General features: G+C 66.8%; 22 protein-coding genes. 5 read left to right on the forward strand and 17 right to left on the reverse strand.

Going from position 1 to position 25,407, the window contains the following annotated elements; translation table 11 throughout:
* Positions 1-24 precede the first annotated feature (24 nt).
* The gene (locus tag DKG74_RS03145) at positions 25-474 is read left to right on the forward strand and encodes a nucleoside deaminase (protein ID WP_243404001.1); all 450 of its coding nucleotides are present in this window, start codon (positions 25-27) and stop codon (positions 472-474) included.
* Between the two features lie 4 nt (positions 475-478).
* On the opposite strand, the gene DKG74_RS03150 is transcribed toward DKG74_RS03145, so the two are convergent.
* From DKG74_RS03150 to DKG74_RS03220, 15 genes are all read right to left on the reverse strand, one after another.
* Entirely contained in the window at positions 479-1,648 is a 1,170-nt protein-coding gene (locus tag DKG74_RS03150; protein ID WP_109902471.1) for an AGE family epimerase/isomerase, read from the reverse strand.
* Positions 1,645-2,871 carry an HAD-IIIA family hydrolase gene (locus DKG74_RS03155; RefSeq protein ID WP_109902667.1) on the reverse strand — a complete coding sequence of 409 codons (1,227 nt, stop codon included), beginning with the start codon at positions 2,869-2,871 and terminating at the stop codon, positions 1,645-1,647. The genes DKG74_RS03150 and DKG74_RS03155 overlap by 4 nt, the downstream gene beginning before the upstream one ends.
* Positions 2,872-2,962: 91 nt before the next feature.
* Entirely contained in the window at positions 2,963-3,841 is an 879-nt protein-coding gene (gene rfbD, locus DKG74_RS03160; RefSeq protein ID WP_109902473.1) for a dTDP-4-dehydrorhamnose reductase, read from the reverse strand.
* Positions 3,841-4,905 (reverse strand): dTDP-glucose 4,6-dehydratase, encoded by a 1,065-nt coding sequence (gene rfbB, locus DKG74_RS03165; RefSeq protein WP_109902475.1) that lies wholly within the window; start codon positions 4,903-4,905, stop codon positions 3,841-3,843. The genes rfbD and rfbB overlap by 1 nt, the downstream gene beginning before the upstream one ends.
* Complete coding sequence (rfbC, locus tag DKG74_RS03170; RefSeq protein WP_423841690.1) at positions 4,902-5,528, reverse strand: dTDP-4-dehydrorhamnose 3,5-epimerase; 627 nt, start codon at positions 5,526-5,528, stop codon at positions 4,902-4,904. Before rfbC ends, rfbB begins: the two co-directional genes overlap by 4 nt.
* Positions 5,489-6,487, reverse strand: coding sequence for a UDP-glucose 4-epimerase GalE (galE, locus tag DKG74_RS03175; RefSeq protein WP_207779206.1), 999 nt, complete (start codon positions 6,485-6,487; stop codon positions 5,489-5,491). Before galE ends, rfbC begins: the two co-directional genes overlap by 40 nt.
* Positions 6,484-7,395, reverse strand: a complete 912-nt coding sequence (gene rfbA, locus DKG74_RS03180) for a glucose-1-phosphate thymidylyltransferase RfbA (RefSeq protein WP_109902479.1) — start codon at positions 7,393-7,395, stop codon at positions 6,484-6,486. Before rfbA ends, galE begins: the two co-directional genes overlap by 4 nt.
* Positions 7,396-7,578: 183 nt before the next feature.
* On the reverse strand, positions 7,579-9,108 hold the full coding sequence (locus DKG74_RS03185; RefSeq protein ID WP_109902481.1) for an ABC transporter ATP-binding protein: 1,530 nt from the start codon (positions 9,106-9,108) through the stop codon (positions 7,579-7,581).
* A 10-nt stretch (positions 9,109-9,118) separates the two neighbouring features.
* Complete coding sequence (biuH, locus tag DKG74_RS03190; RefSeq protein WP_109902483.1) at positions 9,119-9,820, reverse strand: biuret amidohydrolase; 702 nt, start codon at positions 9,818-9,820, stop codon at positions 9,119-9,121.
* Between the two features lie 11 nt (positions 9,821-9,831).
* Positions 9,832-10,758, reverse strand: a complete 927-nt coding sequence (locus DKG74_RS03195) for an ABC transporter permease (protein WP_109902485.1) — start codon at positions 10,756-10,758, stop codon at positions 9,832-9,834.
* Entirely contained in the window at positions 10,758-11,849 is a 1,092-nt protein-coding gene (locus DKG74_RS03200; RefSeq protein ID WP_109902487.1) for an ABC transporter permease, read from the reverse strand. Before DKG74_RS03200 ends, DKG74_RS03195 begins: the two co-directional genes overlap by 1 nt.
* A 42-nt stretch (positions 11,850-11,891) precedes the next feature.
* A complete protein-coding gene (locus tag DKG74_RS03205; protein ID WP_109902489.1) occupies positions 11,892-13,019 on the reverse strand; it encodes a BMP family ABC transporter substrate-binding protein in 1,128 nt (375 codons plus the stop codon).
* Between the two features lie 216 nt (positions 13,020-13,235).
* Positions 13,236-14,648, reverse strand: a complete 1,413-nt coding sequence (locus DKG74_RS03210) for a diguanylate cyclase (RefSeq protein WP_109902491.1) — start codon at positions 14,646-14,648, stop codon at positions 13,236-13,238.
* Positions 14,649-14,802: 154 nt separating this feature from the next.
* A complete protein-coding gene (locus DKG74_RS03215; protein WP_133251479.1) occupies positions 14,803-16,035 on the reverse strand; it encodes a hypothetical protein in 1,233 nt (410 codons plus the stop codon).
* Between the two features lie 391 nt (positions 16,036-16,426).
* The gene (locus tag DKG74_RS03220; protein WP_243404002.1) at positions 16,427-17,614 is read right to left on the reverse strand and encodes an aminotransferase-like domain-containing protein; all 1,188 of its coding nucleotides are present in this window, start codon (positions 17,612-17,614) and stop codon (positions 16,427-16,429) included.
* 198 nt (positions 17,615-17,812) lie between these two features.
* Here DKG74_RS03220 and DKG74_RS03225 point away from each other — a divergent pair, with 198 nt between their 5' ends.
* The 3 genes from DKG74_RS03225 (at position 17,813) to DKG74_RS03235 (ending at position 22,405) form a co-directional block, all read left to right on the forward strand.
* The gene (locus tag DKG74_RS03225) at positions 17,813-19,624 is read left to right on the forward strand and encodes an ABC-F family ATP-binding cassette domain-containing protein (protein ID WP_109902495.1); all 1,812 of its coding nucleotides are present in this window, start codon (positions 17,813-17,815) and stop codon (positions 19,622-19,624) included.
* A 104-nt stretch (positions 19,625-19,728) separates the two neighbouring features.
* Entirely contained in the window at positions 19,729-21,636 is a 1,908-nt protein-coding gene (locus DKG74_RS03230; protein ID WP_109902497.1) for a potassium transporter Kup, read from the forward strand.
* A gap of 4 nt (positions 21,637-21,640) precedes the next feature.
* The gene (locus tag DKG74_RS03235; protein WP_109902499.1) at positions 21,641-22,405 is read left to right on the forward strand and encodes a TrmH family RNA methyltransferase; all 765 of its coding nucleotides are present in this window, start codon (positions 21,641-21,643) and stop codon (positions 22,403-22,405) included.
* On the opposite strand, the gene DKG74_RS03240 is transcribed toward DKG74_RS03235, so the two are convergent.
* Together DKG74_RS03240 and DKG74_RS03245 are read right to left on the reverse strand one after the other, a co-directional pair.
* Positions 22,386-23,372, reverse strand: a complete 987-nt coding sequence (locus DKG74_RS03240) for a hypothetical protein (RefSeq protein WP_109902501.1) — start codon at positions 23,370-23,372, stop codon at positions 22,386-22,388. The two genes, DKG74_RS03235 and DKG74_RS03240, sit on opposite strands and share 20 nt — an antisense overlap.
* Positions 23,373-23,377: 5 nt before the next feature.
* Positions 23,378-23,887: a hypothetical protein gene (locus tag DKG74_RS03245; protein ID WP_133251480.1), complete on the reverse strand. Its 510-nt coding sequence runs from the start codon at positions 23,885-23,887 to the stop codon at positions 23,378-23,380.
* 106 nt (positions 23,888-23,993) lie between these two features.
* Here DKG74_RS03245 and DKG74_RS03250 point away from each other — a divergent pair, with 106 nt between their 5' ends.
* Entirely contained in the window at positions 23,994-25,118 is a 1,125-nt protein-coding gene (locus DKG74_RS03250; protein ID WP_109902505.1) for a DegT/DnrJ/EryC1/StrS family aminotransferase, read from the forward strand.
* Positions 25,119-25,407: the final 289 nt, after the last annotated feature.

Below are 25,407 nucleotides of genomic sequence, written 5' to 3' on the forward strand. Positions count from 1 at the left end.
ATAGTCGTGTAATTTCGTTATGCCATGACCAAGACGCCGATGGATATCGCCCTCGACGAAGCCCGGGCCGCCGCCGCGCGCGGCGAAGTGCCGGTGGGTGCCGTCATTCTCGATCCCGCCAGCCGGCAGGTGGTCGCCGCCGCCGGCAACCGGACGCGCGAATTGAACGATCCGACCGCCCATGCCGAGGTGCTGGCGATCCGCGCCGCCTGCGCCCGCCTCGGCGACGAGCGCCTGACCGGCCTCGATCTCTATGTCACGCTGGAGCCCTGCGCCATGTGCGCGGGCGCCATTTCCTTCGCCCGGCTGCGCCGGCTTTACTTCGGCGCCGACGATCCGAAGGGCGGCGCCGTCGCCAGCGGCCCCCGCTTCTTCGCGCAGGCGACCTGCCACCATGCGCCGGAGGTTTACGACGGCATCGGCGGCGAGGCGGCGGCCGAGCTGCTGAAAGCCTTCTTCCGCGACAGACGCTGAACCGTCACCGCGCCGGGGCGAAGACCCCGGCCACCTCGTTGATGGCGCAGACGATGTGATAGAGGCTGGTGGTGCGCGCCGGCTCGCTTAAGGGCTTGCCGTCGATGCCGAGGTGCTCCCACCACGCCCCCTTCAGCGGATGGTCGAAATAGCGGCGCAGGCCCGAGGCGGCCCGCGCGGCGAGAACGGCGGCGGCATTGCGGTCATCCGCGTCGGCGGCGCCGGTCAATGCGGCGACATGGGCCTTGATGCGCTCCGTCTGCGGCCACAGGCGGCACAGGCCATCGCGCAAGGACAGATCGGCGTTCAGCTCGTTCATGGCGAGGTCGCGCACCGGGCAGACGCCCGGCCCCTCGCCGATGGCGGCCAGACGCTCGGCCACCGCGAGGGCATCCGCCCGGCCGCGCAAGGCGCCCCAGCGCCGCATCAGCCAGGACCATTCGAACTGGTGACCCGGCTCGACCACCGTGTTCTCGAATTGCGCCAGCAACTGCCAGTCACCGTCAAAATATTCCCGCAGGGCGCCGGTCGCCGGGTCGATGAAACGGGCAAGGCAAAGCTCGGCGATCCCGTCGGCGAGACGACCCCAGCCCGGATCGTCCGAAACCGCCATCCAGGCCAACGCCGCCTCGAGGATATGCATGTGCGGATTGGCCTTCAGCGGCAGGCTGCGCGGCTGGCTTTCCTCGAAACCGGCGACGGGGTGGCTCCAGCCGGCGATCATGTCGTCGCGCAGGCGGGCCGCGCGCGCCGAGAGCTCACCGGTCCTTTCGCCCCGGGCGGCAGCGGCGGCGAGCCCGAACAGGATGAAGGCGTGGTCATAGAGGTCGAAATCCGCCCGGACGACGGCACCGCCGGCATCGACGGTCGAAATCACCATGCCGTCCGGGGGAAGATAGCGGCGGAACAGATTGTCGAGCGCATAGCGCATCATCTCCTCCGCCGGACCACGCCAGCCAAGGCCGCCCGCGATGGCGAAGGCATAGACCTGCCGGCCGGTCACCCGTGCCCGCCTCGGCTCATGGGTCGGGCGGCCATCCGGGTTCAGCTTCTCGAAAAAGCCGCCGTGTTCACGGTCGAGGCCCCGGTCGGACCACAGCGGCAGGGCCTCCTCGAACAGCCAGTCGCGCAGCAGGTGAAATTCCCGGCTCAATGCCGCCATGCCGTCGGTCATGCTCGTGTCTCCGTCAGCAGGGGTTTCACGAAATCGTCGAGGTTACCGCCGCCGAACAGATGACCGGCGATGCCGGCGGCCGCGGCAGCAGCAAGGTCGCTGTCGCGATCGCCGACCAGCAGGCTGTGTCCGGCATCGACCGGCCAGCGGCGCAGGAGGTCGAGCAGCATGCCGGGCGCCGGCTTGCGCCAGTCGCTGTCGCGGCGATAGGCCTCGATGGCGGCATCGACATGGAACGGGCAGAAGCGTTCGTCGTCGATATGGGCGCCGATCTCGGCAAGACCAGCCCGGACATGGGCCTTCACCGCGCGGTAGTCCGCTTCGGTGTAGTAACCCTTGGCGATACCCGCCTGATTGGTGACGACGAAGACGTAATAGCCGAGGCGGTTGGCCCGCAGGATGGCTTCCCGCGCGCCCGCCACCCACTCGAACCGGTCGATGCTGCCGACATGGCCGTGGTCGAGGTTGATCACGCCGTCGCGATCGAGAAACAGCGCCGGGCGGCGGCGATGGGCGGGAATTTCCGTCTGCGCCCGCGCGTAATCGTCGGGAATGCCGATGTCGAGGAAATAGCCATCGGCGGGCAGGCCCGCGAGGCGCCCCTGCGCCGCGAGCACGGCCAGCCCATCCTGCTCGAGCGAGCAGAGCGGCGACAGGGCATCGACCAGGGTACGCCGGAACAGATAGACCCCGGCATTGACCAGCACCGGCCCGCTGCCGGCTTCCGCCTTGGCGGCGAACTGGTCGATACGCCCGCCCGACAGAGTGACGACACCGTAACGCCCGGCCTCGGGCAGGCGGCGCAAGGCCAGCGCGCCGACGACCGCCGGATCGGCCGGCAGCGCCCGCGCGAGTTCGGCCAGCGGCACGTCGAACCATGAGTCGCCATTGAACAGATAGAACAGATCGTCCAGCTGCTCCCGCGCGTGCCAGATCGCGCCGCCGGTGCCGGCCCGGTCCGGCTCGATCGCGAGTTCGACCGTCATGTCGAAGCCGAGCTTCGCGGGCAGCGCGGCGGCGAAGTCCCGCACCTGATCCGAGGCGAAGGCGGCCAGCAGCAGAATGCGGCGGATGCCCTGCCGGGCGATTTCCTCGATCAGGATTTCGAGGAAGGGCCGACCGTCGACGGGCAGCAGCGGCTTCGGGGTCGACGCCGTCAGGCTGCCGAGCCGGCTGCCGAGTCCGCCGCACAGGATGACGGCCTGGTTAACGCGAGGAATCATGGGCATCCCGGACTGGAGAGCGAATTTGGCCACACAGCCTAGCGAAGCCCGCTCCCGGAAGCACGGTCGGTTTGCGTGGTGGACAGCGGCCTCAGTCCCTCAGCAAGCCCTCGACCACGTCGTCGATGGCGCTTTGCCACGGCCGCAGCCGAATGCCGAAGGCGTCCTCGAGGCGGCGGGTGGACAGCCGCGAATTTGCCGGACGGCGGGCCGGCGTCGGGTAATCGCGGGTCTCGATCGGCAGTACCTCGGGCACCGGCCGCCCCTTGCGCGCTGCCACGGCGAAGACATGGCAGGCGAGGTCGAACCAGGTCGCCTCGCCGGCGTTGACCGCATGGAAGGTGCCGGTCGGCCCCGCCGGATCGGCGATCAGGCGCAGCGTAACCTCGGCCAGCGCATGGGCGAGATCGGCCGCCGCGGTGGGCGAGCCGTGCTGATCGGCGACCACCCGCAACTGCGGCCGCTCGGCTCCCAGCCGCAGCATGGTCTTGACGAAATTGGCCCGGTCCGTGCCGACGACCCAGGCGGTACGCAGGATGGCGTGGCGCGGGTTGACCACCCGCACCGCCTGCTCCCCGGCTTCCTTGCTGGCGCCATAGACGCTGATCGGGCGGACCGGGTCGTCGACCTCGTAAGGACGGGTCTTGCTGCCGTCGAAGACATAGTCGGTCGAGACATGAACGAGCGGGATGCCCAGGGCTTTCGTCGCCTCGGCCAGCGCGGCCGGCGCCATGGCATTGACGGCGAAGGCAGCGACCACATCGCTCTCCGCCTTGTCGACCGCGGTATAGGCCGCCGGATTGATCACGGCCGCGAAACCGCCGTCGGCGACATATCGAGCGATCGCCGCCGGATCGGCGAGGTCGAGTTCCGCCCGCCCCGGCGCGTGGAGCCGGACGCCGTCCGGCCAGGCCAGCCGTTGCAGGGCGAGCCCGACCTGACCGGAGCCGCCGGTGACGAGGATATCCATCACCCCCTCCGGGCGAGGCCGAGACGCCCGCCGTCATAGCGGCCGGCCTGGATGTCCCGCCACCAGGTCTCGTTATCCAGATACCAGGCGACGGTCGCGGCGATGCCGGTCTCGAAACTCTCACGCGGGGACCAGCCCAGCTCGTCGCGGATCTTGCGCGGGTCGATGGCGTAGCGATGGTCATGTCCCGGCCGGTCGGTCACGAAGCCGATCTGGTCGGCGTAGGGCCTTCCATCCGCGCGCGGGCGCAGCCGATCCAGCGTTTCGCAGATGGTATGAACCACCGTCAGATTGGTCCGCTCGGCGTTACCGCCAACATTATAGGTCTCGCCCGTCCGGCCGCGTTCGAACACGGTGCAGATGGCCCGCACATGGTCATCGACGAAGAGCCAGTCGCGGATATTGTCGCCCTTGCCATAGACCGGCAGCGTCTCGCCCGCCAGGCCCTTGATGATCATCAGCGGCATCAGTTTCTCGGGAAACTGATAGGGGCCGTAGTTGTTCGAGCAATTGGTCAAAACGATGGGCAGGCCATAGGTATGATGCCAGGCCATGACCAGATGATCGGACGCCGCCTTGGAGGCCGAATAGGGCGAACGCGGCGCATAGGGCGTCTCTTCGGTGAAATAACCCTCGGGACCGAGCGAGCCGAAGACTTCATCGGTCGAGACATGATGGAAACGGAAGCGGCCCTTCCGCTCCGCCGGCAGGTCCCGCCAATAGGACAGGGCGGCATCGAGCATCGTGTAGGTGCCGACGACATTGGTCTCGACGAAAGCCCCCGGCCCCTCGATGGAGCGGTCAACATGGCTTTCCGCCGCCAGATGCACGACGACATCGGGCGCAAAGTCGGCCATGAGCCGGCCAACCAGGGTCCGGTCGCAGATATCGCCCTGGACGAAGCGATAACGCGGGCTGTCCGCGACGCTCTTCACCGACGTCAGCGTGCCGGCGTAGGTCAGCTTGTCGAGGTTCAGTACCTCGTCGGCGGGACGTTCCGCGACGATGTGGCGGACCAGGGCCGAACCGATGAAGCCGGCGCCGCCGGTGACGAGGATCTTCATACTGTCTCCAGGGTCAGAGGGGTGCCGTCGTAGGCGAAGGGGCTGTCGAAGTCCCTCAGGAAGGGCAGCGCCGTGTCCTTGTCGGACAGGACCGCGCCGCCCGGCGGCAGCGGCCAGTCCACGCCGATATCGGGATCGCTCCAGCGGATACCGCCGTCATGGGACGGGGCGTAGAGGCTCGTCACCTTGTAGGTCACCTCGCTATCCGGCTCCAGCGTGACGAAGGCATGGCCGAAGCCAACGGGAACGAACAGCTGATCGCCATTTTCCGCCGACAATTCGGCCGAGACCCAGCGGCCGTAGGTTGGCGAACCCTGGCGCAAGTCGACGGCGACATCGAGGATACGCCCGCGGATGCAGCGCACCAGCTTGGCCTGAGCGTGCGGCGGCGTCTGGAAATGAATGCCGCGCAGCGTGCCGATAGGCTTTGAATAGGAATGATTGTCCTGGACGAAGACCTCGTTCAACCCGAACCCAGCGAAACGGGCCACGTTATAGGTTTCGCTGAACCAGCCGCGGCTGTCGCCGAAGCGTTTGGCCTTGATCAACAGCACTTTCTGCATGAAACCCTCGATCCGGCGCTTTAGCCGGCCTTGCCGGCGCCGCGCTGTGACGAATGCCACGCGGCTGCCGTGCGAATGATCGTGTCGACGTCGGACCAACGGGGCTCCCAGCCCAGACGCCGATGGATGGCGCTGGCATCGGCGACCAGCGACGGGGGGTCGCCCACGCGCCGCGCCGACAGGCGATGGGGAACGGCATGGCCGAGCACTTCCGCCCCTTTGGCCAGGATTTCGGCGACGGACAAGCCCTTTCCGGTACCGACGTTGAGGGTCAGGCTCTCCCCGCCGGCCAGCAGGTGGCGCAGGGCCGCGACATGGGCCTGAGCAAGATCCCCGACATGAACATAATCCCGGATCGCCGTGCCATCCGGTGTCGGGTAATCGGTGCCGAAGATATCGAGGACAGACCCCGCCCCCAGACCGGCCAGGACCATGTTGGGGATGAGATGGGTTTCCGGTTCATGGGCCTCGCCGATTTCGCCGTCGCCATCGGCACCGGCGGCATTGAAATAGCGCAATATGACGTGGCGCAGGCCGTATGCTCCCTGCAAGTCGCGCAGGGCCCCTTCGAACGCCAGCTTCGTCGCGCCGTAAGGATTGATCGGCCGGGTTGGGTGGTCCTCGGCCATGGGCAGATGCACGGGCATCCCGTAGACCGACGCCGTCGAAGAAAAGACGAATTGGTCGATACCGGTGTCGATCAGGGCGGCGGCGAAGGCCAGGGCCCGGGTGACGTTGTTGTCGTAATATTTAAGCGGATCGCGCATGGATTCGCCGACCAGACTGTGCGCCGCGAAATGCAGCGCCGCGACGATACGGTAGCGATCGACCGTTTCCATGACCACGGCGCGATCGGCGATGTCCGCTTCGATCAGGGGCCCCCATTTCACCGCCCAGCGATGCCCCGTCGACAGATTGTCGAGCGTGACCGGCAGGAAGCCGGCAGCGGCCAGGCATTTGCAGGTGTGAGAGCCTATATAGCCAGCGCCCCCCGAAACGAGGACAGCCGGCGCGATCATGGCCACGTCCCGCCCCCCGCCTTCGCGGCCGCCTGCCGCGCCAATCGCCGGATGTAATTGCCGTAGTTAGATTTGCCGTAACTCTCGGCCATGTCATGGAGCTGGCGGGCGTCGATCCAGCCCCGCTGAAAGGCGATCTCTTCGAGACAGGCGACCTGGAGATTTTGCCGGCTCTGCACCACACGGACGAATTCGCTGGCGTCGAGCAGGGAATCATGGGTGCCGGTATCGAACCAGCAATATCCCCGCCCCATGCATTCCACATGCAGCCCGCCCTCGGCCAGATAGGCGGCGTTGAGGCTGGTGATCTCAAGCTCGCCACGGGCGGAGGGCACGATGCCGCGAGCGATTTCGCAGGCCCGTTCGTCATAGAAATAGAGCCCGGTGACCGACCAGTGCGACTTCGGCTCGGCCGGTTTCTCCTCGATCGAAAGGGCCTTGCCCTTCTCGTCGATCTCGACGACGCCGAAACGGCGCGGATCCTCGACATGATAGGCAAAGACCGTCGCCCCGGACGGGCGGGCCGAGGCGACCCGCAGCATTTCGGTCAGCCCGTGGCCGAAATAGATATTGTCGCCCAGCACCAGGGCCGACGGACGCCCGGCGATGAAGGCTTCCCCGATGATGAAGGCCTGGGCCAGACCATCGGGCGACGGCTGCACCGCATAGGAAATGTCGATGCCCCAATCGCTGCCGTCGCCCAGCAGACGGCGGAACTGATCCGCCTCATGGGGCGTGGTGATGACCAGAATATCCCTGATCCCCGCCAGCATCAGCACGCTCAGCGGGTAATAGATCATCGGCTTGTCGTAGACCGGCAGCAACTGCTTGGACACCGCCTTGGTGATGGGGTGCAGCCGCGTGCCCGCGCCCCCCGCCAGAATGATCCCGCACCGACCAGCCCGCATCGCGTCCCCCAAGTCCCGACGCGCCTAGGGCGCCCACCAGTCGCGGGCACCGGCCGACCGGCCGGCGTCGTCGGGCCATCGCCCGGCTCGACCGGGACAATAAACCGATAATCGCCCCGAAACTCGCTCGAAGGCCGATGCGGCGCAACCTGATTTCGTTCCGTCTCGCCACGCGCGGACCGATCAGTGGTGGCCGGCCATATGTTCGCCAATGGTCTGCACGCTGGCGGTCGCGATGGGGGTCTCGTAGACAAGGGCGCCGTCGGACATGACGAGGATACGATCCGAAAGCTCCAGCAACTCGTCCAGATCCTCGGAAATCAGCAGGACGGCGGCGCCTTCGTTGCGTGCCTTCATGATCCGCGCCCTGATTTCGGCGACGGCCGAGAAGTCGAGGCCGAAACAGGGATTGGCCACGATCAGCAGATCGACCCGCCCGGTCAGCTCGCGCGCCAGCACCGCGCGCTGGACATTGCCGCCGGACAGAGACTGGATCGGCGAGGCGAGCGATGCCGTCTTCACCTTGAAGCGGGCGACCAGATCGGCGGCGAATCGCCGGATCGCGCCCGCTGAAATCCAGCGCGCCGGGCGCCCCTCGCTGTCGAGGTCGAAAGTGCGGAAGGCCATATTCTCGGCGACCGTCATGCGCGGGGCGCAGGCGTTGCGCAGGGGCTCTTCCGGGATATAGCGGACGTTCAGCGCCCGCGATTCCCGTCGGCTGGCGCCATAAGCTTTCGACTTGACCGCGATGGCGCCGGTCTCGGGCGGGCGCTGGCCGGCGAGGATTTCGAAGAACTCCTTCTGGCCATTGCCGGAAATGCCGGCGATGCCGACGATCTCGCCCGAACGGATGGTCAGGTCCGCGATCTCGATGGATTTCAGGCCGCTGCGGTCGGGCGCCTTCACGCCTTTCACCTCAAGCACCGGGGCGGCATCGGGTGCGACGGGCTTTCGCTGGTCGAGGGTGGCGATGGGCTGGTCGCCGATCATCATCGCCGCCATCGCCTTGCGATCATGGTCGGCCACCTTGCCACTGCCAGTCAGGCGGCCCTTGCGCAAGACGGTGAAATCATCGGCGAAGGCGGTGATTTCGGGAAACTTGTGGCTGATCATGAGCACGGTCAGGCGCGCGGCCTCGGTCATGCCGCGCACGATGCCCAGCACCTCCTCGGCTTCGCCCGGGGTCAGCACCGAGGTCGGCTCGTCGAGAACGAGGAAGCGCCGGCCGAGATAGAGCTGCTTCACGATTTCCAGCTTCTGCTTCTCGCCCGCGGCGAGTTCGCGCACCGGCACGTCGAGCGGCAGACGGAACGGCATGGTTTCCATGAAGGTGGCGAGATCCTTGCGCTCCCGCCGCCAGTCGATCACCGCCGGCACTTTTTCCCGGGAGATGACGAGGTTTTCCGCGCCCGTGAGCGACGGCACCAGGGTGAAATGCTGATAGACCATGCCGAGGCCGAAACTGGCGGCATCGCGCGGGCTGTCGATCGTCGCCTCGCGGTCCTCGACCAGCATCTGGCCGCTGGTCGGGCGATAGAAGCCCATCATGCATTTGACCAGGGTCGACTTGCCCGCGCCATTCTCGCCGAGCAGGGCATGGAAGCTGCCGGCCGGCACACGCACGGTCACATCCTCGAGCGCGGTGAAGCCGCCGAAGCGCATGGTCATGCCGACGGCTTCGACCCCGACGGCGGAAAGCCCCTGCCCGCTCATCGCCCCGCCCTCACGGCAATTGCGCGACGAAGGTCGCGGCATTGCTTACGGCACCGAAAACCCCGCCCTGCATCTTGATCATCTTGATCGCGGCGGCGTGATTGCCGGGATCGGTCGCGGCGCAGCAATCCTCCAGCAGCAGGCATTCGTAACCCCGGTCGTTCGCCTCGCGCATGGTGGTGTGGACGCAGACGTCGGTGGTCACGCCGGTCAGCACAATGTTGCGGATGCCGCGCTGATTCAGGATCAGCTCCAGGTCGGTCGCGCAGAAGGAGCCCTTGCCCGGCTTGTCGATGATCACTTCGCCGGGCAGCGGATAAAGCTCGGGGATGATGTCCCAGCCCTTCTCGCCCCGGATCAGGATACGACCGCAGGGGCCTTCGTCGCCGATACCGGCGCCGATCCGCTGCGAGCGCCAGCGCTTGTTGGCCGGAAGGTCCGCGAGGTCGGGCCGGTGCCCCTCCCGCGTGTGGATGATGGTGTAACCCTTGGCGCGCATGGCGGCGAGCACCGCCCTGATCGGCTCGACCGGCTTTCGCATGGCGGAGAGATCGTAACCCATGTGGTCGACATAGCCGCCGGGGCCGACGAAATCGGTCTGCATGTCGATGACGATCAGGGCGGTATTGCCGGGACGAAGGTCGCCGTTCCAGGGCCAGGCATAGGGATCGGCGGCGATGGGGCCCGTCTCGGCGCTTGGGGTGGCGGTCATCGGCGGGTCTCCTATTTCGTGATCGACAATTCGCCCGGTGCCCCGGCGAGGCTGCGGCCTGGCGACGAGGTCGCGACCATGATCGCCAGGGTAAGGATGTAGGGCGCGGCATAGAACAGATAGTAACCCTGCGTGACCCCGACCGACTGCAGCGCGGGACCGAGCGCCCCCGCCCCGCCGAACAGAAGCGCGGCGGCGAAGCAGCCGAGCGGGTTCCAGCGCGCGAAGATGACGAGGGCGACCGCCATCAGGCCCTGACCCGAGGAAATCCCCTCGTTCCAGCTGCCGGGGTAATAGAGCGAGAGATAGGCCCCGCCGACCGCGGCAAAGGCGCCGCCGACCGCCGTCGCCAGCAGGCGGACGGTATCGGGATTGAGGCCCATGGCCCGCGCGGCATCGCTGCTGTCGCCGACGACGCGGACGATCAGGCCGGCGCGGGTATGGCGAAAGGCCCACCACAGGGCGAAGGCGAGCGCGGCGCCGATCAGGAACAGGACGTTCACCGAAAGCGCCGCCTGCACCTGCGGGATATCCGACCACCAGCCAAGGGAAATCGCCGGCAGGTCGGGCGCCGAGGGCTGGATGAAGGGCTTGCCGAAGAAGAACGCGAGGCCGGAGCCGAAGAGCATCAGGGCGATGCCGATGGCGATGTCGTTCACCTTGGGAAACTTGCAGATCCAGCCATGGAACAGGCCGAACACGGCCCCCGTCCCGGCCGCGCCGAGAACACCGAGCCAGGGCGAGCCGGTCATCACCGCGATGGCATAGGCCGCCATGGCGCCGAAGACGAGGATGCCCTCGAGGCCGAGGTTGATGCGGCCCGACCGCTCGGTGATCGTCTCGCCGAGCGAAACGAAAATGAAGGGGGTCGAGACGCGGATGGCGCCACCGAGAATGGCGAGCGGCACGCCCCACAGGCCGATATCGACGGGCTCCATCAGCGCCTCCTCTGCCAGAGATCGGGATTGAAGGCCTTGAAGCGGCCGTAGAAGGTCTCGCTGAACAGGATGACCAGGAAGATCATGCCCTGGAGCACCTGCACCGTGGCGTCGGGCAGGCCCATCCGCCGCTGCAACAAGCCGCCCGAGGCGTCGATCCCGCCGAGCAGCAGCGCGACGGGAATGATCGCCAGCGGATTGTGCCGGGCGAGGAAGGCGACGAGAATGCCGGTATAGCCGTAACCCGCCGCGATCGAGGCATTGGCGTTGCCCTGCACGGCGGCGACCTCGATCATGCCGGCGAGCCCGGCGAAACCGCCCGCCAGGGCGCAGAAGCCGACGATCAGCGGCCCGACGGCCAGCCCCTGAACCTGCGCCGCGCGGACATTGCCGCCAGCGATGCGGGCGGCGAAGCCCCAGCTCGTCTTCTCGATCAGGATCGAGGAGATCACACAGGCGACGATACCGACGACGAGGCCCCAATGGACGTCCATGCCCGGAATGTCACCGATGGCGAAGGCGGGGTCGATCGGATGGGTCGACGGTTTGTTGAGCGAGGCGGGATCGCGCAACGGCCCTTCGACGAAATGGTTCATCAGGGCGATGGCGATATAGGCCATCAGCAGGCTGGAAATCGTTTCGTTGACGGCGCGGTAATGACGCAGCGCGCCGACGGCGCCAATCCACAGCGCACCCGCCGCCATGCTGGCGAGGCCCATGGCCACGATGCCGACGAAGGCCGGCGCGCCCGACAGGGCGTAACCGGCCGCGGCCGCGGCGACACCGCCCAGGACGATGGCCCCCTCCCCGCCGATGACAACGAGGCCGAGGCGCGCCGGCAGCGCGACGCAGAGCGCGGAGAGGAGCAGCGGCGCGGCCCGCGACAGCGTGTTCTGCACCGAGAACCAGCTGCCAAAACCGCCCCGCCACATCAGCTCGAACAATTGCAGCGGCGACTTGCCGAGAAAGAGGAGAAAGACACTGAACGCCAGCAGGCCGACGATCAGCGCGGCCAGCGGCAGCACAAAGGCTTCCGCGCGCCGCGCCAGCCATTCCACGGCCCCGGCTGAAGGGCTTGCACGTTCGGACATGATCCCCCCGCTATCGACAAGGACAGGCTGCAACCGACCGTGTTACGAGGTCGAGCCGAGCACGCCTTCGACGAGGTAACCCATGCTCTCGAGTTCGATCGCGGTCTCGACGAAGGACTGGCCCGCGGTCGCGACGACATTGCCCTTGTTGTCCTTCAGCGGACCCTTGAAGACGGCGAAGCCGCCTTTCATGATCTCGGCCAGGGTCCCCTCGAACTGCTTGCGCGCCGCCTCGCCCACCGCGGGGCCGAGGGCGCTCATCTTCACGAAACCGTCGGACAGGCCGCCGCGGGTGAAATTGGGCAGGGTCTCGCCCGCCATCAGCTTGGTGACATACATCTTGTAGACGTTGGCCCAGTTCCATTCCGCGCCGGTCAGATATTTCTCGGGCGCGAGCGGGGCCTGATTGGCGTGATAGCCGCAGACATAGGCACCGCGCCCGGCCGCCGTCTCGACCACCACCTTGGGGCTGTCGACATGGCAGGTGACGACGTCGACGCCCTGGTCGATCAGAGCATTGGTCGCCTCCGCCTCCTTGACCGCCAGCGACCATTCACCGGTGAAGATCACCTGACAGGTGATCGCGGGATCGACAGACCGGGCGCCCAGCAGGAAGGAATTCACATTCTGCAGCACCTGCGGAATCGGCTTGGCCGCGACGAAGCCGATCTTCTTCGACTTGGTGGCGTGACCGGCGGCGATACCGTTCAGATATTGCCCCTGACCGATGTAACCGAAGTAGGAACCGGTGTTCTTCGGGTGCTTGCCCTCGGTCCACAGGCCGCCGCAGTGGCGGAACTGGACTTCAGGGAATTTCGCCGCCATGGCCAGCATGTGCGGATCGAAATAGCCGAAGGAGGTCGGGAACAGCAGCCTGGCGCCGTCGAGATTGATCATGGATTCCATGGTCTTCTGGACGTCGACGGTCTCGGGGACATTTTCTTCCTCGACCAGGGTGACGCCCTCCATCGCCTTCAGGGTCGCGGCGCCTTCGGCGTGGGCCTGATTGTAACCGTAATCGTCCTTCGGCCCGACATAGATGAAGCCGATGGTCAGATCAGCCGCGAAAGCCCGGCGCAGGGGCAAGGATGTACCTGCGACGCCAAGGGCCGCGCCCATGGCCGTCGTCTGCAGAAACCGGCGGCGATTGATCATCAGAGGCTTTGCCATTCTTCGCTCCTTGCCCTTCCCTTGGCGCCCGGCGCCGTTGCAAGGAAATTGTATGCAATAGCCATACCAATCGCGGCACTCCAATACTGTCATTGTATACAATGACTTACCGAGGAAATGGAAAGCCTTGCAGGAAGCCGACCAGGCCATATTAAGGTTATTTTTTAGGCATCAGCACAGGATGCAAGCAGATTGGGCAACGCGAAGGGTCCGGCGTCAGACCGGATCGGCCTTCGTGCGATTGCGCCCGGCATGTTTCGCGCCATAGAGCGCGACATCGGCGCGGGCCAGCAGCGCCTGCGCACTTTCGCCCCGCCGCAAGACCGCGACCCCGGCGCTGACCGTGACCGGCCGTCCCAGCCCGAATTCCATCCCTTCCATATGCTTGCGGATACGCTCGGCCGCGCCCACGGCTTCATCCACCCCGGTGTCCGGGCAGATGACGACGAATTCCTCGCCCCCCATGCGGCCGGCGAGGTCGGCCCTGCGGACGGAAGCGGCAATCAGCCGGCCGAAGCCGGTCAATACCCGGTCGCCCGCGGGATGGCCGAAGTCGTCGTTCACAGCCTTGAAATGGTCGATATCCATCATCACCACCGCGAGCTTCCGCTTCTGGCGCAGAGCGCGTGCCACTTCCGTCTCCAGCCGGGCGTCGATGGCCTTGCGGTTGACGAGGCCGGTCAAGGCATCGGTCCGCGACAGGCGCGCGAGTTCCCGGTTGAGCCGGCTCATGCGCCAGATCACGACACCGGCGACCAGCAGCGCGCCCAGCGCGGCGGCGCCGATCCGCAGCATGAAGCCGATCTCCGAGGACTGCTCGACACGGATCGAGACGTAACGATTGACGATCCCGTCGCGGTCCTCTTCGGTCAGGGTGGCGACCCCGCGGTCGAGGATATCGCGCAGCACGTGATCGCCCCCGGACACGGCGATGCGAAGCTGGTTGGTATAATCGGGTAACCGGCCGGCGATCTTCAGATTGAACAGTCCCTGTTTCTTGATCGTATAGGCCGCGACGATGAGCGAGCGCAGCGTCATGTCCGCCCGCCGCTCCGAGACCATCTGCATCGCCTCATCCTCGGTCGCGGTCAGCACGATGGCGATTTCAGGGTAATCTCGGCGGACCTTTTCCTCGATGGACGTGCCTCGCGGCAGAGCCATGGTCTGACCGGCGAGGGCATGGAGGTCAGTCACCGCCGCGTGTTCCTCGCGGGTGATGACCACATTGGGGTCCGAGAAGACCGGTTCGGTGAACAGCAGCCAGCTTTCCCGGTCCGGTGTCCGGTTGAGAAAGCTGAGCAGGCGGCAGCGGCCATCGGCAGCGGCGGCCAAACTGTCATCCCAATCCTTCGTCGGCTGCAGGACCAGCGTCAGCCCTGCGCGGCGGGCGACGAGAGCCAGCAAATCGGCGCCGATGCCGCGATGGCGGCCTTCGCCATCGACCCATTCGAAGGGCTGCCAGTCAGGATCGACACAGAAACGCACCACGCCCAGGTGCTCGGCATGGGCGCGCTCGAAAGCGGTCGCGCGTCCCTGATCCGCCTGGACAGCGGTCGCCCCCAGGAGCGTGAACAGGAAGATCGGGACAAGCCTGCGCCAAGGCGTCAGGAACAGGGCTAGGGCGCCCATCGGGCAAGGCACTCCGGAACGGGTACCCCACGCAGGGTCGCGGGGACCAGGTCCAAGCCTGCCACACCGCGATGAAAAAACGGTAAAGCCCGGCCGTCACCGGCCGGGCTCGTCCCGGAAAGAGGTCGGGGCGACGCAGGCCGCCCCGCCGATATCAGGGCAGCAGGCCGCCCAGGATGCCGCCGAGACCCGGGATCGCCGAAATCTGCGCGGTGATGTCTTCGGGGCTGGTCCCGCCACCGAGGCCGACGAGCACTTCGTTCAGCGCATCGACCAGCGGCGTCAGCGCCGAATTGTCCGTCCCGACCAGACCCTGGACCAGTTCGGTGACCGCGCCGAGGGCGCCGTCGACATTGGTCAGATCGGCGAGCTGGCCGGTCAGGGCCGACAGCGCGCCATCGGTCGGATCGACCAGCGTGTTCACGAGATCGGTCACCGGGTCGAGCAACGACTGGTCGGTCAGGCCGCCCAGCGTGTCCTGCACGGTGCAGATCAGGTCGGCGCAAGTGGTGCCGTCACCATTGCCGTTGCCGTCATCGCCCGGGACGTCGCCGAACGGATCGCCGCCGGTCGCCGCGCCGCCGGCCCGGCTGATCTGGCGGACACCGAAGCCGATCGGATCCGACAGGAAGAAGTTCGGCCGCACCAGCTTGCGGTGAATGTCGATCAGGGTCGGCGTCGACGCCTGCTTGGTGCGGTCGTCGCTCAGCAGGTTGGTGGCGCTGTTGAAGTAGAAGCGCACGCCGCCATAGCCGGTCGCGCCCTTGTCGTCAAAGGCGCCGGTGGCGAACAGGGCCATGCCGGGGATGTCGGTCAGCAGGGCTTCGGCCTGGATGTCGCCGCCGAGGCCGACCACGTCCGAATACATCAGGCCGCCGCCGATGCGCAGGTTCGGGTTCGGATAGATCGAGATGCCGGCGCGGCCATAGAACTGGTCGGGCACGACCTCGCCGAGGGTGTAACCGGCGGTGCCTTCGAGGGTGATGTTGTCGATGTAATATTCGGCGATGCCGGCGACGGCATACTGCTCGTAGTCATCGACGAAATAGCCGGCGCCGACGATGCCAACCATGAAAGTCTCGGGTTCGCGGTAGAACAGCTGAGCCGCGCCGCCGGCGAAGCCCACCTCGTCGGCGACGAAACCGGCGATACCGTCGATCTGCAGGCCGACATTGTCGCCGAGCGGCAGGGTGAGGCTGGGCGCGCCGCCATAGAGGCCGCCATTCTCGTCACCGCCGCCGAAAATCCCCAGCTGGAAATTGGTTTCGGCAACGCCCTTGCCGGCACCGAACTGATCCGGGGAAACCGGCACCGCGTCCTGTGCGAGAACGAAAGGTGCGGCCGAAGTCGCGGCGACGAATGCCGCCGACAGAGTTATCGCGCGCATGTTCATGGTGTCTGGTTGCCCCTTGCAAACTTTACTGTCCCCAGCCGCCCCAGCGAAGGCGCGCGAGACTCCGGCCGTCAGGCGTCCGGTTCGTCCCGAGTCCCGTCATCGGGGGACTTACTCGTGGGACTTTGCGCCAGTACAGTGCATTTGCGCAGGCATTCTGGTTCAATGTGATGGGCAAATGAATTCAAAACGGATGTCGAAAAATCCATATTGAACGAAGTGGTTGCGCTCGTCGGCGATTTCCCGCCGCGCATGTTGCCTCATCGCAGCAAGTTTACGTTGCGTTGCGGCACATCCCTGGAATTAACCAAATTTTCCCGAAAACAACTCTGTCCAAAACGGTGTCGATAGCGGCGCCCCATCGCGGGGCGCCGCCGAAGCGCCGTCAGTTACCCGCCACCATGCGCGCGACGAGCGAAGCGAGACGACCGATGCCCGCTTCGATCTGCTCGGGGCTGGACAGGGAATAGGACAGGCGCAGCTTGTTGTCCTGCCGCCCTTCGCCATAGAAGGCGCCCCCCGGAACGAAGGCCACGCGACATTCCTCGATGGATCGGGCCAGCAGGGCCGCACCGTCGACAGCTTCCGGCAGGGTGACCCAGACGAACATGCCGCCTTCCGGCCGCGTCCAGGACACGCCTTCGGGCATATGACGGGCGAGGGCCGCCAGCATCGCGTCCCGGCGCTCCCGATAGGCGTCACGGTTGCGGGCGACCTGCGCCGCGAAGCCCCCTTCCGCGACCTGATGCATGACCATCTGGTTGATGGTCGCGCAATGCAGATCGGCGGCCTGCTTGGCCAGCACCAGCTTGGCGATGACGGCAGAGGCGCCGCAGACCCAACCGACGCGCAGGGCCGGCGCCAGCGTCTTCGAGAAGGTGCCGCAGTATAGAGTACGCGTGCGCTCGATCCCGCCGGAGCGGGCGACGTCGAGCGCGAGAAGCGCCGGCACCTCGACCCCGTCGTAACGAAGGGCCGAATAGGCGGCATCCTCGACCACGACCGTGCCGAGGGCATCGGCGAGGTCGAGCAGCCCTTCCCGCGCCACGAGGCTGACCGTCTCGCCCGACGGATTGGCGAAATCGGCCACCAGATAGGCAAGGCCAACCCGCCCACCTCGCGCCGCCGCCTGGTCGCGGTAACTCTCCGGCGTGCGATTGCCGCCTTCGGGCATCAGCGTGTCGTAATGCGGCTCGTAGGGATTGAAGGCCTGCAGGGCGCCGAGATAGGTCGGCGCGGTGACGAGGGCGGTATCCCCCCGCGACAGGAACAGCTTGCCGATGAAATCGAGGCCTTGCTGCGAGCCGGCGGTGATCATGATGTTGCGCTCGTCGCAGGGCACGCCGCGTTCCGCCATATGGCCGGCGATCCAGCGCCGGAGCGGCAGATAGCCCTCGGAGACCGAATATTGCAGCGCCTGGGCCGCGCGGACGGGATCGCTCAGGATCGACCTGTAAGCCTCGCCGATCGCCACCGCCGGAAACAGCGCGGGGTCGGGAATCCCCCCCGCGAAGGAGATGATGTCGGGCTGGTCCAGCAGTTTCAGCAACTCGCGGATTTCGGAGGCGTTCATGCGCCTGGCGCGGTCAGCGAAACGATCTTTCCAAATGATATTCTCGGCGGTCATTTTGTTATGGCCTTTCACGTCCATACGCATCTATATGCCACGCTTCCGGCTATAGGTCAACATTGCTGTCATAAAATCCACTGCCGGTCCCCGCTGCCGGCACGGTTGATCTTGCCGCCAAGGACCGTTATTGACGGCGCGACCATGGCCGCTCCCCTTCTCACGCTTCGCGATATCCATGTCGGTTACGGCGGCGCGCCGGTGATCGACGGCGCCGAACTCATCGTCGGCGAAGGCGACCGGCTGTGCCTCGTCGGGCGCAACGGCTCGGGCAAGTCCACCCTGCTGAAGATCGCCGCCGGCCTGATCGAGCCCGACCGCGGCGAGCGGATCGTGCAATCCGGCATCACCATGCGCTACCTGCCGCAGGAGCCGGATCTGTCGGGCTTCGCCACCACCCTCGCCTATGTCGAGGACGGCCTTGCCCCGGGCGACGACCATCACCGGGCGCGCAGCCTGCTCGAAGCCCTCGGCATGACCGGCGAGGAAGACCCGCGCACCCTGTCGGGCGGGGAAATCCGCCGCGCCGCCCTCGCCCGCACCCTGGCGCCGGAGCCGGACATCCTCCTGCTCGACGAGCCGACCAACCACATGGACCTGCCAGCCATCGAATGGCTGGAAGAGGAATTGCGCCGCTGCCGCTCCGCCCTCGTGCTGATCAGCCACGACCGGCGCTTCCTCACCGCCCTGTCGCGGGCGACGGTCTGGCTCGACCGGGGCATCGCGCGGCGGACCGAGCGCGGCTTTTCCGCCTTCGAGGACTGGCGCGACGACGTTCTCGAACAGGAAGAGAAGGAGCGCCACAAGCTCGACCGCAAGATCGTCGCCGAACTGGACTGGCTGCGCCATGGCGTCTCGGGCCGGCGCAAGCGCAACATGCGCCGCCTCGGCCAGCTCCACGCCATGCGCAAGGACCGCCGGGAAGAGCGCAAGGCCGTCGGCACGGTGAAGATGGCGGTTGGCGAGGGCGAGACCTCGGGCAAGACCGTGATCGAGGCCCGCCATGTCTCCAAGGCCTTCGAGGGCCGGCCGATCATCACGGACCTGTCCTTGCGCCTGCGCCGGGGCGACCGGCTCGGCATCGTCGGGCCGAATGGCGCCGGCAAGACGACGCTGATCAATCTGCTCACGGGCGCGCTGGCGCCCGATGGCGGCGAGGTTCGTCTCGGCACGAATCTCGAGATGGTCACCCTCGACCAGAAGCGCGAATCCCTTGCCCCGACGACGACGCTGCAGGATGCCCTGACCGGCGGCGGCAGCGACCAGGTCGAGGTCGCGGGCCAATACAAGCATGTCATCGGCTACATGAAGGACTTCCTGTTCGGCCCCGAACAGGCGCGCACCCCCCTCGCCGTGCTGTCGGGCGGCGAGCGCGGCCGCGTGATGCTCGCCCGGGCGCTGGCCAAATCGTCCAACCTCCTCGTCCTCGACGAGCCGACCAACGATCTCGACCTCGAAACCCTCGACCTGCTCGAGGAAATCCTCGCCGATTATCAGGGCACGGTGCTGGTGGTCAGCCACGACCGCGACTTCCTCGACCGGATCGCGACCTCGATTCTCGCCTACGAGGGGCCGGGACGCTGGACCGAATATGCCGGCGGCTACAGCGACATGGTGGCGCAGCGCGGCCACGGCGTCGAAGCGCGCGAAATCGAGGGACAGGCCCCGGCGGCGAAAGCCGCCGCCGCGCCCGCCACGGCCCCCAAGGCCGCGGCCAAGCGCAAGCTCTCGTTCAAGGAAAAGCACGCCCTCGAGACCCTGCCCGCGCGGATCGAGGCTCTGGAGGCGGAAATCGCCCGCCTGCAGGCCCGCCTCGGCGACAGCGGCTTCTTCGCCAAGGACCCGGCCGGCTTTCAAAAGGCCGCGGCCCGAATTGATGCGGCGCAAAGCGAGCGCGATGCCGCCGAGGAAGAATGGCTGACCCTCGAAATGCTGCGAGAAGAGCTCGAGGGCTAGACCTTCGTTAACCAAGGCCGGACATAATTCACGCTGCGCCGCAAGATCGACTAGGCCATGATCACCCGTCGACCCCGTATCTCCCTGAGCAACCGGAGCAAGCGATGAGCAACGCCGCCCAGGCCAAGCCGAACGGCGAACAAGGCGCCGACAACGGCAAACGCCGCTTCTGGGCGCTGACGCTCGGCAGCGTCGGTGTCGTCTACGGCGATATCGGTACCAGCCCGCTTTACGCCTTCCGCGAGGCTCTGGCCCATACCGCCAGCCGCGAGGCGATCACCGAGCCGATGGTGCTGGGCGTCCTGTCACTGATCCTGTGGTCGCTGATCCTGATCGTCTGCGCCAAATATGTCCTGATCGTGCTGCGCGCCGACAACAACGGCGAAGGCGGCGCTCTGTCGCTGATGGCGCTGGCGCGCCGGGCGATGGCGCGGCGCAGCGGCTTCGTTCTCGGTTTCGGCGTCGTCGGCGCCGCGCTGTTTTACGGCGATGCGGCGATCACGCCCGCGATCTCGGTCCTGTCCTCGGTCGAGGGTCTGAAGCTGGTCACGCCCATCTTCGATCCTTACGTCGTTCCCATCACCATCGGCATCATCCTCGGCCTGTTCCTGGTGCAGAGCCGGGGCACGGCCAAGGTGGCCGTGCTGTTCGGCCCGATCACAGTGGTCTGGTTCCTCGCCCTCGCGGCCGCGGGGGCTAGTCACATCGCGGACGAGCCCGCCGTACTGAAGGCCTTCAATCCGCTTTATGGCGTCGAATTCCTGATCCAGCATCGGACGGTCGGTTTCATCGCCCTCGGCTCCGTGCTGCTGGCGGCGACGGGGGCGGAATCGCTTTATGCCGACCTCGGGCATTTCGGGCGTAAGCCCATTCAGGTCGCCTGGCTCGGTCTCGTCTTTCCGGCGCTGACCCTCAACTACCTCGGTCAGGGCGCCCTCGTCCTGTCCAACCCGGAAGCGGCCGAAAATCCCTTCTTCCTGCTGGTGCCCGAGTGGGGGCTGGTGCCCCTCGTCCTTCTCGCGACGGCAGCAACCACCATCGCATCGCAGGCGGTGATCACCGGCGCCTTCTCCCTGACCCGTCAGGCCATCCAGCTCGGCATCCTGCCGCGCATGGAAATCCGCCACACCTCGGGCGAACACGCCGGGCAGATCTATCTGCCACGGGTGAACAAGCTGATGATGGCCGCGGTCATCATTCTTGTCCTGGCGTTCCAGGAATCCGGCCGTCTGGCGGCGGCCTATGGCATTGCCATCACCGGTTGCATGGTCGTCACCTCGCTGCTGCTCTTCGTCGTGATGCGCACGCGCTGGCGCTGGCCACTTGCCCTGTCGATCCTGGTCATGACGCCGTTCATGACCATCGAACTCGCCTTCATGATCGCCAATCTGCTGAAAGTCGCCGACGGTGGCTGGGTGCCGCTGGTCATGGCCAGCAGCCTGATCGTCCTGATGATCACCTGGATCAAGGGCACCGCGATCCTGGCCGAGAAATCGCGCCGCGACAGCCTGCCGCTGCTCGACGTCGTCGCCATGCTGGAAAAGAGCCACCCGCATCAGGTGCCCGGCACGGCCATGTTCCTGACCTCGACCCCCAACGTCGCCCCGGTCGCCCTGATGCACAACCTGAAGCACAACAAGGTGCTGCACGACCAGAATGTCATCGTCACCATCGAGGCGGCGCAGGAGCCCTATATCGACCCCGAATCCCGGGTCTCGGTGCAGTCGCTCAGCCCCCGGGTGATGATGATGCGGGTTTCCTACGGCTATATGGAAAGCCCGAACCTGCCGAAGGCTCTCGCCGCCGCCCGCAAGCTCGGCCTCAAATACGACATCATGAGCACCTCCTTCTTCCTCGGAAGGCGCTCGCTGCGGGCGAGCCCCCGGGGCGGCATGCCGCTGTGGCAGGACCGGCTCTATATCTCCCTTGCCCGCAACGCCTCGGACGCCACGGAATTCTTCCAGATCCCGTCCGACCGGGTGATCGAGCTCGGCACCCAGATGACGATCTGAGGCGATGCGCACGATCGCCATCGACAGCGCCCAGAACGAGCGTTTCCGCACCTGGGAAAAGCTGCTGGACGGGCGCGGCATCCGCAAGCACGGCGCCTTCCTGCTCGCCGGGCGGAAGACCGTGCCGGAGGCGCTGCGCGCGGGGCCCGGCCGCTTCACCGCCGTGCTGGCGCCGGATACGCCGGCCCTCGAAACCCTCGATCCGCTGTTGCCGGAGGGTATCGCCCGCCACGTCCTCGCCCGCCCGCTGTTCGAGCGGCTGGACGTCTCGGGCACCGGCCTGCCGATCCTCGTCGGCACCGTGCCGGAGATGCCCGCCATCGACCCGGCGACAGCGCCGCAGGGGCTGGAACTCGTCTGCGCCCTCGGCGATCCGGCCAATCTGGGCGCCCTGCTGCGCAGCGCCGCCGCCTTTGGGGTGCGCCGGGTGCTGCTGCTGCCCGATTGCGCCCATCCGTTTCATCCGAAATGCCTGCGCGCCGCCGCCAATGCCGTGTTCCGGCTGGAATTCCGCCGTCTCGCCGGCTGGAAGGCGCTGGACGGCGCGACCGGTCCGCTCTTCGCGCTCGACGGCGGCGGCCACGATCTGACCGTCTTCGCCTGGCCGGACGACCTCCGCCTCGTCCTCGGCGAGGAAGGTCAGGGCCTGCCCGACAGCCTCGCCGCCCGGCGGCTGGCGATCCCGACCAGCGGCGCCGTCGAATCCCTCAACGCCACCGTCGCCGCCTCAATCGCCCTGCAACACTGGTTCAGCCGCCGATCCGCCTGAGCGGGCTGCGGGGACGAGACACCGGCGCGCGCCTCGGCCGGCGCAGACGGATCGCGGCCCCGAAACCGGCGATGCCGCCGAAGAGCGCGACCCCCAAACCGATGCCGACACCGCTCAGCGGCCTCAGTGGCCAGCTCACCAGGCGCGCATCGTCGCCCGGAAAGATCGTCACCCGCACCTCCTGCCCCGGTTGCAGGGGCAGCGGCGGGGTCTCGCCCGGCAGCGCCAGCACCGCGTCCAGCCCGCGAAGCGCTTGCGGCGCGCTCCGTGTCGCCAGGCTCACGGAGATTTCTGGCCTCAGCAGCTGGGGCCGGCTGGGCGCCGCGCTGACGAGACTTTGCCGGCGCCAGCCCGCGTACTCGACGACGGCGGTCTGAACGTCAGAGGTGAAACGGTCGAGCAGGCGGACCGGTCTCTCGGTCGCGAAAGACCAGGCGATACCAAGGCCGAGAACGACCGACAGCGCCCCGACCCCGACGGCATAGAGACGCAGCGGCAGGCGCAAATCACGGCTCGACGACGTCGCGACGGCCAGCAGCACGGTCACGCCGACCGGCAGCATCAACAGGAAAATGGCGAGCGCGAACAGACCGCCGGCGAGCTGGAACAGGGAGACCGTTCCCCGATAGGCGATATCGGGCCGTTCCGGGTCGAAGCGGACTTCCATGAAGCCATCCTCGATCTCGTCGCCCAGCACACGTGCGACATCGGCCAGCGATTGTTCCCACTCATAGCCAAGGACTTTGGCCTCCGTCCCGACATTCACAACGTCGATATCCAGCCGATAACTCTCGTAATTGGCTTTCTGCGAAACGAGGCGCGCGTCTGCGAACCAGACTTGCGTCTGCTCGCGAGGCAGCAGAAGCGTGGCCGGCGGCGCGTCGCCGAACCCCGCCAGAAACCACCAGGCGACAAAGGCGGCGATGGCCGCGATCAGCAGCGGGATAGCGGTAAAGACTCGCGTCATCGGACTTACACGCCGTCGATGCAGGCAAGCGCGGCGGCGACATCGGTCAGGCGGCAGGTCGTCCGGACTTCCTCGCCCTGCGGCGCCTTGCGCGCGAAGGTGATCGACAGCACTCGCCCCTCCCCGTCGGTTTCCGCCGCCCGGACGACCACGCCCGGATTATCCACCGGCAGCACCATGCCACCGCTCGGTGTCAGCGCGACAAGAAGCGAGATCGCCTGATCGTCCCCGGCGACGATCAGCGCCGCGCCGCCCGCCGCGTCATCGAGGGGCAAAGGCGAGAACAACCGCGGACACCCCTCGACCGCCGCCGACCCCAGCTCACCGCCATAGCGGTCGAACAGGCTCAATCGGCCCAGATCATTGGCAGCGCATGTCATCCTGGCCTGGCCGAGCATGCTTCCGCCCGGCCTGCCCAACGACCATGTCTCGTCGGCCAGCGCGCTTTGACCGACGACTACCGTCAGCGCCATGCCGGCCCCGACAAGGCGAGCCATTCCCACGATCCTGCGCATTCAATTCACCCGATCAGCCATGCAAGGCTTGGACTTGCGGCCTTGCCGCAGTTGGTCCAAACCCTGTGGCACACACTAGCCGCTTCGAGACTCGAAGGAAGTGACCATGACCACCGCCCCCATCCCCTTCATCGACCTGCAGTCCCAGCGCCTCGCCATGGGTGCCGCCGTCGACGAGGCGATTTTGAAGGTGGTGCATTCCGGCGCCTATATCATGGGGCCGGAGGTGACCGAACTCGAGAAGCAGCTCGGCGAATTTTGCGGCGCGAAGCATGTCCTGTCCTGCGCCAATGGCACCGATGCCCTCGGCCTTGTGTTGATGGCGAAGGGTGTCGGGCCGGGCGATGCCGTCTTCGTGCCCGCCTTCACCTTCGTCGCCACCGCCGAAGTGGTGGCCTGGGTCGGGGCGACGCCGGTCTTCGTCGATGTGCTCGAAGACACGTTCAACATGGACCCGGCCCATCTCGCCGCCTCGATCAAATGGGCGCGGAACAATGGCCTGCGCCCCGTCGCGGTCATTCCCGTCGACCTGTTCGGCCAGCCCGCCGATTATCAGGCCATCCTGCCCATCGCCGAGGCGGAAGGCCTGTGGCTGATGTCCGACGCGGCGCAGAGCTTCGGCGCCAAGCTGAACAACCGCGCCGTCGGCACTTATGGTGTCGCCACGGCGACCAGTTTCTTCCCGGCGAAGCCCCTTGGCTGCTATGGCGACGGCGGCGCCGTCTTCACCGACGATGACGAGCTGATCGAAATCCTGCGCTCGGTCCGCATCCACGGTCAGGGCAGCGACAAATACGAGAATGTCCGCATCGGCATCAACGGCCGCCTCGACACCATCCAGGCCGCCGTTCTGATCGAGAAGCTGAAAATCTTCCCGGCCGAGATCGAGGCCCGCCAGCGTGTCGCCGACCGCTATAACGAAGGCCTGCAGGATGTCGCCAAGGTGCCGCGCCTGATGGCGGGCGCGACCAGCGTCTGGGCGCAATATACCTTGCTGCTGGAAGACCGCGCCAAGGTCGCCGCCGCCTGCAAGGAAGCCGGCGTGCCGACCGCGATCTATTACCCGATCCCGCTCAGCCATCAGGAAGGCTACAAGCATTTCCCGACTGGCCCCGGCGGCGTGCCGGTGTCGGAGCGGCTCTCGGCCCAGGTGCTCAGCCTGCCGATGCATCCCTATCTGACCGAAGAAGCGCAGGACCGCATCATCGCCGCCGTCCGCTCGGCGGCCTGAACAAAAACAGCAAAAGAAAAGGCGGGAGGTCGAACCTCCCGCCCACGTTGGCACCTGCCGCCCACCGATGGCCTTGGCCGCCCCCCGGCAGCCAGCTCTGTCCTCACGCGGGGGCATCGCGCCCGGACAGGCTTTCGACATCATGGCTTCGAGGATCGGCTTTCCTTGCCCCCCGGCACAGGAAAGCGGCGTCGATCGACCCGGCACCACGATGCGAAACGGCACATCGATGGCAGGCAGTTCTGCCGAAATTGAAGCTACGCCAGGCCGCGCCGCGCCGGTATCCCCG

Origin of the sequence: Zavarzinia aquatilis, from assembly GCF_003173035.1 — a bacterium.
Classification (GTDB): domain Bacteria; phylum Pseudomonadota; class Alphaproteobacteria; order Zavarziniales; family Zavarziniaceae; genus Zavarzinia; species Zavarzinia aquatilis.